Below are 10,659 nucleotides of genomic sequence, written 5' to 3'. Positions count from 1 at the left end.
GCTCCGTGAATATGATCGACGATCTCCCAGATGTCCGGCCGCATCAGCGGCTCGCCGCCGGTGAGGATGAATATCGGATTGGAGATGGTGACGATGTCATCGACCGTCGCCTTGATCTGGTCGAGACTCAGCTCGCCCTCGTAGTGTCCGAACTCCGCGGCCGCGCGGCAGTGAACACACGACAGGTTGCAGCTTCTGGTGATCTCCCAGGCGATGATGCGCGGCGCCTTGATGCCTGTGCGCTGCTCATACGCGATGGCCTGCGGGCCGCCGCCTGGCCGAAAGCCCGTGGACCGGGCGCCGCCATGACGCTGTCTCTGTGTTACGGCTCCGGCCGGATGCCCTCCCGGGTGTCCGCCATGGCTACCGGGATGCCGCTCCTTTACGGGTACCCCGACTCCGAGTCCGCCGCACGGAGCGCTTGCCTCGGCAAGCTCCTGCTCCGCGATTGGTAGCTCTGGGGTGTCCAAGCGATCGTTCATGTGATCAGATCAACCTTTCGCAAGCCAGCGCGCCGCGTCCTTGGCATGATAGGTCAATATCAAGTCCGCGCCTGCCCGCTTGAGGCTCGTCAGGGTTTCCAGGACAACCGATCGCTCGTCTATCCAGCCGTTCTGGGCCGCAGCTTTTACCATCGCGTATTCACCGCTGACATTATAGGCCGCGGTGGGGTACCCGAACTCATCCTTGACTCGACGAATGATGTCCATATACGCAAGCGCCGGCTTGACCATCACGATATCGGCGCCTTCGGCTATATCGAGCGCTGTTTCGCGCAGGGCCTCCTCGCTGTTGGCCGGGTCCATCTGATAGCCCCTTCGATCGCCGAAAGCAGGAGCGCTTTCTGCCGCATCCCTGAAGGGGCCGTAGTAGGCGCTTGCATACTTTGCCGAGTACGCCATGATCGGCGTTCCCGTGTGCCCCTCGGCATCCAGGGCCGCGCGAATCGTCCCGACACGGCCGTCCATCATATCGCTGGGGGCGACCATGTCCGCACCCGCCTCGACATGACTGAGCGCGGTAGAGGCGAGCAGTTCGAGCGTGATGTCGTTTACAACCATGCCGCGCTCGTCAAGCAGTCCACAATGACCATGGGAGGTGTATTCGCAAAGACAAACATCGGTGATGACATAGTACTCGGGATCGTGCGACTTTATCGCGGCGATCGCGCGCTGCACGATTCCTTCCTCAGCATACGCGCCGGAACCTGCCTCGTCCTTATACTCGGGCAAGCCAAACAAGATTACGGCGGGAATACCCAGTGCTTTGAGTTCTTCTATCTCGGCGGGAAGCTGATCTACTGTGATCTGGAAGACCCCGGGCATCGATGGCACCTCGTCACGAAGTCCCTCTCCGGGCTTTACGAAGAGCGGATAGATGAGGTCTTCTGTGCACAGGGTCGTCTCGCGAACCATGGCCCGCAGGGTACCGGACGCGCGAAGGCGACGTGGTCGATAGGTGGGAAACTCCATGCTAATGACCGCCTATCTAGTCGACGAACTTCTCTACCTTGACGGGGTTTTCCTTCGGCGAAGCGACTACGGAAGCCTTGTCGCCGGACAAGCTTGCGATATAAGCGTCTGCGGCGCGCTTGAATATCAGCACAGCCCAGATCGCGGCGATCGGCAATACCAACCAAAACATCAGCTGAAGAACGGCGCCTATATAAAAGATAAACTCCTGAAACTGCGCTTGAAAGCCGACAGGGCCTGTTGCCATCATAGTGCTCTCCTTGCTTCGAGATATTTTCCAATGAGAATATTATCGCAGATGCCGATGAGCGACGATGCTTTCTAAGTTACGATCGGCCGGCGACTCAAGCAATATGCCGCGAAAGCTCGCAATAGTGACGGAAGCAGTGGTTGGTGGAGACGAGCGGATTCGAACCGCCGACCTCTGCCTTGCGAAGGCAGCGCTCTCCCAGCTGAGCCACGTCCCCACATCCAACACCGCGAATGCGACAAGAAGCAGTGCATAAGTCTGCATAGCCTCGTTCAAGTTGTCAATGCGGCACGCGCCCATAGCTTGCGGGTTTTAGCGAGCGGTGCCTTACCCGGAGTTCCCTACTCAGAGCTTCTTTTGTTGCGCCCAGCGCGCGATCGCCCTAACGAGTCCCGTCACGGTGTGCGGCGCCGCTTCAATATCAACTGCCCGGCCATGTGCCCGAATCGCCTCGGAAGTCACGGGCCCTATCGCGGCAATCGCCACCTTGCCGAGAACATCACGAGCCCCTGTCGAGGCGACCAGTTGCAAAAAGTTATCTACTGTCGAAGGCGACGTGAACGTGATGACATCGACCTCTCCGGCCTCCATGGAAGCCAGCGTATCGTGATTTCCCTCCCCAAGCACGGTGCGATAGACCGGAACCACGTCGACTGTCGCTCCCCACTCCCTTAGCGTTTCAGGCAGAATCTCCCGAGCGTGCAGTGCTCTTGGCAACAAAATCCTGGTTCCTTGTCCGATCCCGACTTTCTCGAACCTTTCGATCAGCCCTTCGGCGACAAAGTCATCCGGCAGAAGATCGATCGCGACCCCATGACTGGCAAGGTGCCTTGCAGTCGAAGTCCCCACGGCCGCCACACGAAGAGCCGTCAGACTCTCGATTCTCACACCCAGAAGCTCCATGCGCGCGATGAACGACTTGACCGAATTTGCCGAGGTAAATACGACCCACTCATAGGTGGCAAGATCACGGATCGCCGCGTCAGCGGATGACCAATCTTCGGGTTCGACGGTCTTGATGACTGGAAACTCCAAAACCAGTGCGCCTGAAAGCTCCAGCAAACCGATAAGCTCCCTTGCCTGCTTCCGAGCCCGGGTGACTACTATCGTAAGGCCTTCTAAGGGCGGCGCCGGAAAATCCATGGCATATCCTTACGTCTTTAGTAAGCCATTTACGCTATCGGCGCAACGAATGCCCGCCAAAATCTCGGTGGCGCCAAGCTCGCGCAACCGTTCCACCATCGCGAAGCCGAGAGCCTCGGGATCATCGGGGGATCCCTTCAGGCGATCTCGCACAATAACATCGCCGTCCACCGAGCCCACGAGAGCATCCATGACCATCTCGCCGGCTTCCAGTCGAGCGAACGCGCCTATCGGAATCTGACAGCCACCCTCGAGAGAGCGCATGACCACGCGCTCGGCGGTCACGCATGCGAAGGTCTCCCTGTCATTGAGGCTATCGCACACCTCGTGCATGAAATCGTCGTCTTCGCGAATCTCCACGGCGATCGCACCCTGACCGACAGCAGGGACCATCTGCTCGATCGGAATATAACTGCCGATACGGTCAGACCACCCCATCCGGGTGATTCCCGCACTGGCGAGGATAACTGCGTCTACGACGCCCTCCTCGGCCTTGCGCATCCTGGTATCAAGATTCCCGCGGACGTCCACGATCTCAAGATCGGGACGCAAAGCCAGAACCTGGCTCCTGCGACGAAGGCTGCTGGTACCCAGCTTCGCGCCGTGCGGCAGCGACTCCAGATCGAACCCTGAAGGGCCCGACACAATGACGTCTCTCGGATCAACACGAGCAGGCGCTGCAGCGATTACGCAGCCCTCCGGCAACTCTGTGGGAACATCCTTCATCGAGTGGACGCAAAGGTCTACCGTCCCGGCCAGCAGCTCAACTTCAAGTTCCTTGGTAAAAAGCCCCTTGCCCCCTACCTTTGCCAGCGGCACATCGAGAATTTTGTCCCCAGTGGTCTTGATGATTTTTAGCTCGACCGGAAGTCCCAGCGTCGCTTCCAGGCGATCCTTTATATAGTTGGACTGCCACAAAGCCAACTGGCTGCCTCTAGTACCGATAACCAGCTTGCTTCTACTAACAGCCAATTGTGTCTCCGTTCCCGGCGCTCCTGGGTTTTTCAGCGGCCGGTTCAGCCGCCTTTTCTTTTCTGCCGAACAAATTACGCAACAATCCTAGCCCAAGATGCGGGTTTTTGCCGTCAGGATTGCTATCTAGTCCCCACAGATAGCGGGCTGCTTCGATGTATGCCACCCCAAATCGCTGACCAGCCACAGCTTTGAGACGATTCGTGGGTCCATGCAGCATTTTGTTGACTATCGAAGCAGTCAACGCTTCAACCGTTTCCAGCTCCTGCGCTGACAGTCCGTCGAGTCGCTTGAAGGCCTTTTCCATCTCAGCGCGCCGAATGCCTTCCGCCTTGGCACGGATAGCTGCTACCGTTGGAACCACCTCAAGCGACTCCAGCCATCTCTCGAAAGCCGCTATCTCTTCGGCGATTATCTGCTCCGCAAGATCAGCTTCTCGCATGCGCTCAGCAAGATTTGACTGTACGACTCCGTTAAGGCTGTCGATGTCGTACAGAAATACGTCATCTATGTTGTTGACCTCAGGGTCTATATCTCTCGGCACGGCAATATCGATGAAAAACAGTGGCCTTGCGCGCCTGCCGCGCATCACCTTCGCAACATCTGCTTCCGTGACGACATAGCTGGTGGCCGCCGTCGACGAGATCACGATGTCGGCGTCGAGCATACGCTCAAACAAACGATCGTACACGACAGGCTCGCCCTTACAGCGCTCGGCCAGTTCGCAAGCGCGCTCGTAGGTCCGGTTTGTGACGAACACTTTGGCCACGCCATTGCCCACCAGGTGTTTTGCGGTAAGCTCACTCATCTTTCCGGCACCCAGCAGCAGGACGGTCCTGCCTTGCAGGCTGTCAAAGACCTTCTTGGCAAGCTCGACGGCGGCATAACTGATCGACACAGCCGCTTCGCCTATAGCTGTTTCGTTGCGCACCCTTTTCCCGACTTCAAAGCTATGGCGGAACAGCTTATTGAAGACCCGGCCTGTGCCGTTGTGTTCAAATCCGAGCTCATACGCCTGCTTGATTTGACCGAGAATCTGAGCTTCACCGACTACCATGGAGTCCAGAGAGGAAACGACCCGGAACAGATGCCTTACGACCGCCTCTCCTTCCAGTGTATACAGATAGCGCAGCAGGTCTTGCCGGTCGAGTTGATGGTATTCGACGAGAAAATCGATGATATGGGCGAACCCATCGCCGCTTGCGGTTGTCACGGCGTATATCTCGGTGCGATTGCACGTTGAGACAATCACTGCCTCAGAAACACTAGGATTCGACGTCAATAAAGAGAGAGCCTCTCGCTGCACTTCAGCAGGAAAGGTGAGTTTTTCACGTATATCGACGGGCGCTGTCTTATGACTAAGCCCGACCAGCGTCAGATGCATCAGGTTTCTGTCGCCTCACAGGTCGTCAAAGTAAGGACCGCCCCTACCGGATTGGTGCGTGTTGTTCAGGCAAGCAGGTCCGGTAGGGGCGAAATCGATCATGCACATATTCGAAGAACACACCTTCCTGCACTTCACCTGAACGCAACTGATTCTACCGCTTTGGAGCGAAGCAGGCAAACATGAAGTGTGTGGCCGCATCGGAAGCGCTTGGCCAGCCTACGGTATCCAGCAAGCAGTCGGCATCACTTGCGAAGCCGAGCCTTGCGCACATCCGCATCGATCAACGCAAAAAACAACCCGGGTATCAACCCTTTCAACCTGAACAGCAATCGGCCGGTCGCATCGGGAATGATATAAAAACGCCCGGATTTCACCCCTTTTACTATCGCCGCTGCCACAACCTCCGGCGATATCGGTTTAATCGAGCCTGCAATCGCCTCCGTCTCAGGGGGTCGCATCGCGCGCTCGGCAGTCAGCGCAGGTGTTTCGGTATCAGGAGGGCAGACTACGTGCACACTGACGCCGAGCGGCTTCATCTCACAGCGAAGTGCCTCGCTAAAGCCAATTGCCGCATATTTTGCGGCCGAATACCCCGTATAACCATAGATACCGAGGAATCCCGCGACACTTGAAACGTTTACGATATGCCCGGATCCACGCGCAGCCATGTGAGGAGCCGCCGCCCGACAAGGCCACAGCACGCTGAAAAATCCCGACTCTAGGTTCTGTGTCAGATGATCGACCGGCATCGACTGAAACTCCCCCGGCAATATCACACCTGCGCTGTTAACGAGAATGTCTGGGGTCATGTCCACATTTGCGAAATGATCGATGACCGCCTTGGCCTGAGAAAAGTTAGACAGATCGGCACTGGCGGAAATCAGGCGCTGGGAAGAATCCTGCCTCTGCGATTCGATGCTGGCCACGGCAAGAGCCAGCTTGTCCGGATCGCGAGCGACGATCGCGACATCACAGCCCGATGCGAAGTATGCCTTTGCGGTTGCAAGCCCGATGCCACTGGAGCCCCCGGTAACTACGACGCGCTTCATGAGGCAGACCTAGAGTGCAGCGAGATGCCTCGATCCGACGATAAATACCCTCGGCCGGAGTTCCTCATAGTGCGAAGAGATGGAAACCGACTGGCAGCGTTCGTGCAAGCACCGAGATTGACACCACCGCCACTATTCCAAGCACAGCTATCCATGACGCCGAGCGAGCCGAAATCCCATGCCGATAAACACGCAGCAGATAGACTCCGTAGATCATCCAGACAAAGCCAGACATTATGATGCGAGGATCGGAGTACCATCCCTCAACACCGGTTTCTACGGCCCGGACTATACCCAGAAATATCCCTGCTGTGTAGATCGGGTAAGCAAGCGCGATCGCCCTTCTGGCCAGGGCCTGGGCCTGACTCAACGACGGTAAGCGCTTGAAAAGCGTCGAGGTCTTGTGAGCTTTCAGCTGAGCATCCTGTAGAAGATAGAACACGGCGGCGAGGCCTCCAACAGCAAACAAGGCATTTGCCGCCAGTATCATTGCCACATGTATTCCAACACGCCATGAGTCCACCAGATCATACTCTCGTGTGGCAAGACCCTCTCCGGCCGCACCGGATTGGAGCTGAGCTACCAGCAACAGAAGAACCACCACTGGCACAAGCGCTACCCCATAGATCTTGATCTTGAGAAAGTGCTCAACGGCAAAGTACAAGACCAGCAAAGCCCAGGCAAGAAGCACGAGTGTGCTGTGAGATCCTGTCAACTGCGTACCATCGAAGGCGAATGGCCGAGTTCCGATGGCGGCCGTCAAAAACAGCAAGCCCGCTCCCGTGATAACGCGCGCCCAGCGAAAGAGGTTCTTCTTCTGCATCGTGAACTGGTAGGCATAAAGCACGGTAGCGACGATAAGCAACCCTAGCGAGAGCCACCTAAATATGACAGAAAGCTCCTCCAACACAGCACCTCCTTTCGGGCGTCTCTATATTATACGAATGCCTTGCCAAGGTCATTCATCTCGGCAAGGCATATTTGCACCCAAGCTCAAAAACGAGCGACGGCTTAACTGTTTCGGCGATCGATGAACTCCTGAAGAACAGACATCTCCTTTTCGATCTTAAGCAACCTGCGCAAAACCATGCTGATGTAAACCATCAGCGAAGCCCACAAGATCGCGTATGCCGCTATCACAAAGGGCGCGTCATGCAGCACCAAAGTGTAGAGTTCGAGATTGCTTGCTTCCATTTTTCCGCCTCCTTGACTTCGAAAGGGTAAGGTTATTGACTATTTCGACTCGAACGAATCTTTGAGCAAACTTAAACGTTCTTTCAGGCGCTCTTCGCTCATGCGCGCAACGTATATGGCATATCCGACCATGAGCATTCCCGCCATCGCAACAAGGAAAGGTATGAGATTTGATACCGCCATTTCGGTCTCATCAACTACCGGATGACTTGCGGAGGGAATCAGGCGCGTAACCACAAAAGATATCGGGGCATTGATGAAGGCCATGCACGAGAAAGCGGCTGCGTAAACTGCCTGGCGCTCCTCATCCTCGATAGAGTTCCTCAGCACGAAATAGGCGATGATGAGCAGAGTCATTATGAAGTAGGTGGTCAACCGCGGCTCCCATTGCCACCATACCCCCCAAGCGGCCCGTGTCCAAAGAACACCTGTGACCATGGTCAATATGACAAACATCAGGGTGGTCTCCATGCCGATCCTGCTTTTTGTATCGAACTCCTGGCGTCTTGTCATCAAAAAGCGTATGGAAAAGAAAGCTGCCACGCCGAATACCAGGAATGATGCCAAGCCCACCGGAACGTGAAAGTAGAATATCTTTTGGCTAAACCATGGACGAGGATAGACAAAGCCGTCTTCCGTGTGAGCCTGAACCGGAAAGACCGTATCGGCCTTTTCAGGAAGCGTCACCGTGCTTGTATGGCGCTGAACCTCGGCAGTGGTAAAAGCCATCACGAATGCAGATGTGGTCAGAACGCCTCCGATCGCAAGTAGCACCAGTGCAATCTTTATCTGCTTCAAGCTTCATACCTCCTCGTGATGGATGGACCAACCGCCCTTAGGCGCCAATCACAAACTCGTATAGCGCGTAAGCGGCTGCGATCATAATAAGATCATACGCAAGTACAAGACCCATGGCGTTCCAAAACTGCTGCATCGCGCCGTCACCGCCCAGAACCGCGGCCGAGGTAGCCGAGACACACGCCAGCAACAGCGGATACATCAGAGGAACGAAGAGTACCGCAAGTACAAAGTCCTTTCCTTTGGTGTTCACCGACATCGTAGCGAGCAGCGTGCCGACTCCGGCGATGCCAAGTGCGCCGCCAAGAAGTGCCAACGGAATCTTCCACAACTCCCCTGCGTACGACGCATGTTGCAGGAATAGGAACGCAAAGATCGGAATCGTCAACACCTGGACTATCAGCAAAAATATAAGATTGCCCGTCATTTTGGCAAAGAAAATCACGGGCCTATCGACGGGGCTAAGTAGCAGCGCCTCCAGGCAGCCCTGGTCCTTTTCGTGCACAAGCGACCTGTTCAAGCCAAGCATGCTAGTAAACACGAAAGCGAGCCACAGCAATCCAGCAGCGATGTTTCGCGGATCGAACGCCGTTCCCGCCTGGGATAGAGCCACCTGATAGATCACCATCGTCAGCAGAGAGTAAATGCCCATCGAGGTAACCATCTCTTTGGTTCTTAGCTCCATAACGATGTCTTTGCGAAGAATCGCTTTGAACTGCCGCCAGGATAGAGACTTGCCGGATGTCCGGGGGTGAAGTGTCGCACTCATGCGACACCGGTTCCCACTGTAGCGCGAAAAGTACTCGCAAAGCTCTCCTCGTCTATCTCTGACTTGGGAGCAAACAAGACAATCTTGCCTCTGGACATAATCAGCGCATGAGAACAGAGTTCCAGGCCTTTTGTCAGGTCGTGGCTAATCATAATAAACGTATGATCCTTGCGTATCTGAGCCATCAGGGAATCGAAAATCTCGACGGCATGCGGATCAAGGCCGGAGTAGGGTTCGTCGAGAAAGAGCACCTCCGGCTTGTGCAGCAGCGCCCGGGCAATCGACAGCCGCTGCAACATTCCCCTGGAAAACGTCCTGACCAGATCGAGGCGACGATGACCGAGCTCAACAGCATCAAGTAGCTCACGAACTCTTGATGCCGGCGATGAGACCCCATACATCTCTGCAAAGAAGCTAAGATTCTCCTCGGCGGAAAGGTCAGGATAGAGCAGTGGGTTGTGGCTGATCAGACCGATCCGCTCCCTCAGCTCCACTGCTTTCTCCACGACATGAAGGCCGCAAACACTGGCCTCTCCTTTGGAAGGTGCCAGTAAAGTTGTCAGCACCTTGACTAAAGTCGTTTTGCCGGCGCCATTCGGACCAAATATCGACAGGAAGGCTCCTGCCTCCAGGTCGAAAGTGACATCGTCCAGCGCCTTTCGTGCACCAAAAGTGCGAGATAGTTCGCGGACGCTGACGGCATGGTTGCTGACAGCTCCATCCATATAGAAACTACTTCTTTTTCCGAGAAGGCGCAGGGGCTGGCACGGCCTTTAGCTGTGCGACTTCCGGCTCGCGTCTTGGCCACATCGACCATGTGGCACCCAAACACATCACTCCGAAGCCAAACCATACCCAGGAGATCAACGGATTGATCTTCACGGTCAACACGACCCGGTCATCTTGGACGCCATCGAACACCAGGAAGACATCGCGGAAGAACTCGACCACCACGTCAGCGTGACGCTGTTCCTGTTGTTGGCGGAAGAAGAAGGTCTTGCCCGGCTTGGCGGTTCCAAGCTTTTCCCCTTCCCAATAGATGTCGAAATTGGCCCACGTCTCGGTATCTCCGTTTGGAAGCTCCGCGTTGTCAATTCCCTGGAAGATCAGATCATATCCGCCAACATTGATCTGCGAGCCTGGCACATTTGGAAGGGTGGGACGGGATTCGTCCACATACAAGGAGGAGCCTATCAGGCCGATCACCGTAATTCCTATACCAAGGTGCGTGATATATCCACCCGACTGTATTCTCGCTTTCATGAATATATTGCCGAGTGCGGCCAACGCCGACTCACCTTTCGCGCGCATACGCTTTCGGCTGGCTTCCACGAACAGGTATATGGCCGACGTTATGGCCAAAGCGGCAGCTATGTTACCGACTATCGAATAAAAAATTACCAACCACTCAGGCTCAAGCACAGAAGGGGATCCTACGCGCTGCAAAATGGGAAGCAGCTTGAAGTACCAGATAGCCATCAACGGAACGCTGAGGACCGCCGCGCTGATCGCAGGCCACCTGAAGTGCTTCCAGAAAGTCGCGGTGTCCGTTTTGAGCCAGGAAAGATAGGGACACACCGCCATCAGCAGCACGAAAATGATACCGAATGGATGAGCCAGGGCAT

General features: G+C 55.7%; 13 protein-coding genes and 1 tRNA gene. All 14 read right to left on the bottom strand.

What is annotated here, in order from left to right; translation table 11 throughout:
* On the bottom strand, positions 1-482 hold a 482-nt coding region (locus KGZ89_00455; GenBank protein ID MBS3973331.1), incomplete at its 3' end, for a radical SAM protein.
* Between the two features lie 9 nt (positions 483-491).
* A complete protein-coding gene (gene hemB, locus KGZ89_00450) occupies positions 492-1,472 on the bottom strand; it encodes a porphobilinogen synthase (protein ID MBS3973330.1) in 981 nt (326 codons plus the stop codon).
* Between the two features lie 16 nt (positions 1,473-1,488).
* Positions 1,489-1,722 carry a hypothetical protein gene (locus tag KGZ89_00445; GenBank protein ID MBS3973329.1) on the bottom strand — a complete coding sequence of 78 codons (234 nt, stop codon included), beginning with the start codon at positions 1,720-1,722 and terminating at the stop codon, positions 1,489-1,491.
* Between the two features lie 141 nt (positions 1,723-1,863).
* Positions 1,864-1,939, bottom strand: a tRNA-Ala gene (locus tag KGZ89_00440).
* Between the two features lie 128 nt (positions 1,940-2,067).
* Entirely contained in the window at positions 2,068-2,865 is a 798-nt protein-coding gene (locus KGZ89_00435; protein ID MBS3973328.1) for a uroporphyrinogen-III synthase, read from the bottom strand.
* 9 nt (positions 2,866-2,874) lie between these two features.
* Positions 2,875-3,837 carry a hydroxymethylbilane synthase gene (gene hemC / locus KGZ89_00430; protein MBS3973327.1) on the bottom strand — a complete coding sequence of 321 codons (963 nt, stop codon included), beginning with the start codon at positions 3,835-3,837 and terminating at the stop codon, positions 2,875-2,877.
* Positions 3,827-5,221, bottom strand: coding sequence for a glutamyl-tRNA reductase (locus KGZ89_00425; GenBank protein MBS3973326.1), 1,395 nt, complete (start codon positions 5,219-5,221; stop codon positions 3,827-3,829). Before KGZ89_00425 ends, hemC begins: the two co-directional genes overlap by 11 nt.
* Before the next feature lie 245 nt (positions 5,222-5,466).
* On the bottom strand, positions 5,467-6,273 hold the full coding sequence (locus KGZ89_00420) for an SDR family oxidoreductase (GenBank protein ID MBS3973325.1): 807 nt from the start codon (positions 6,271-6,273) through the stop codon (positions 5,467-5,469).
* Between the two features lie 64 nt (positions 6,274-6,337).
* Positions 6,338-7,183 (bottom strand): cytochrome c biogenesis protein CcsA, encoded by an 846-nt coding sequence (gene ccsA / locus KGZ89_00415; GenBank protein MBS3973324.1) that lies wholly within the window; start codon positions 7,181-7,183, stop codon positions 6,338-6,340.
* Positions 7,184-7,284: 101 nt separating this feature from the next.
* On the bottom strand, positions 7,285-7,467 hold the full coding sequence (locus KGZ89_00410) for a CcmD family protein (protein ID MBS3973323.1): 183 nt from the start codon (positions 7,465-7,467) through the stop codon (positions 7,285-7,287).
* A 39-nt stretch (positions 7,468-7,506) separates the two neighbouring features.
* Positions 7,507-8,265: a cytochrome c biogenesis protein CcsA gene (gene ccsA, locus KGZ89_00405; GenBank protein MBS3973322.1), complete on the bottom strand. Its 759-nt coding sequence runs from the start codon at positions 8,263-8,265 to the stop codon at positions 7,507-7,509.
* Between the two features lie 37 nt (positions 8,266-8,302).
* Entirely contained in the window at positions 8,303-9,034 is a 732-nt protein-coding gene (locus KGZ89_00400) for a heme exporter protein CcmB (GenBank protein MBS3973321.1), read from the bottom strand.
* Positions 9,031-9,759, bottom strand: a complete 729-nt coding sequence (locus tag KGZ89_00395) for an ABC transporter ATP-binding protein (protein ID MBS3973320.1) — start codon at positions 9,757-9,759, stop codon at positions 9,031-9,033. The genes KGZ89_00400 and KGZ89_00395 overlap by 4 nt, the downstream gene beginning before the upstream one ends.
* Before the next feature lie 7 nt (positions 9,760-9,766).
* On the bottom strand, positions 9,767-10,659 hold an 893-nt coding region (locus KGZ89_00390), incomplete at its 5' end, for a hypothetical protein (protein ID MBS3973319.1).

The sequence above is a fragment of the Actinomycetota bacterium genome, from assembly GCA_018334075.1.
In the GTDB taxonomy this organism is placed as follows: Bacteria; Actinomycetota; Coriobacteriia; order Anaerosomatales; family UBA912; genus JAGXSC01.
Note: the sequence above shows the minus strand (reverse complement) of the source record. Positions and strands in the feature narration are given on the sequence as shown.

Bases quoted from the DNA above. Each gene is read 5' to 3' on its own strand.
- hemB (MBS3973330.1), bottom strand. From the start codon at position 1,472: ATGGAGTTTCCCACCTATCGACCACGTCGCCTTCGCGCGTCCGGTACC.
- KGZ89_00445 (MBS3973329.1), bottom strand. From the start codon at position 1,722: ATGATGGCAACAGGCCCTGTCGGCTTTCAAGCGCAGTTTCAGGAGTTT.
- KGZ89_00435 (MBS3973328.1), bottom strand. From the start codon at position 2,865: ATGGATTTTCCGGCGCCGCCCTTAGAAGGCCTTACGATAGTAGTCACC.
- KGZ89_00425 (MBS3973326.1), bottom strand. From the start codon at position 5,221: ATGCATCTGACGCTGGTCGGGCTTAGTCATAAGACAGCGCCCGTCGAT.
- KGZ89_00420 (MBS3973325.1), bottom strand. From the start codon at position 6,273: ATGAAGCGCGTCGTAGTTACCGGGGGCTCCAGTGGCATCGGGCTTGCA.
- KGZ89_00410 (MBS3973323.1), bottom strand. From the start codon at position 7,467: ATGGAAGCAAGCAATCTCGAACTCTACACTTTGGTGCTGCATGACGCG.
- KGZ89_00400 (MBS3973321.1), bottom strand. From the start codon at position 9,034: ATGAGTGCGACACTTCACCCCCGGACATCCGGCAAGTCTCTATCCTGG.
- KGZ89_00395 (MBS3973320.1), bottom strand. From the start codon at position 9,759: ATGGATGGAGCTGTCAGCAACCATGCCGTCAGCGTCCGCGAACTATCT.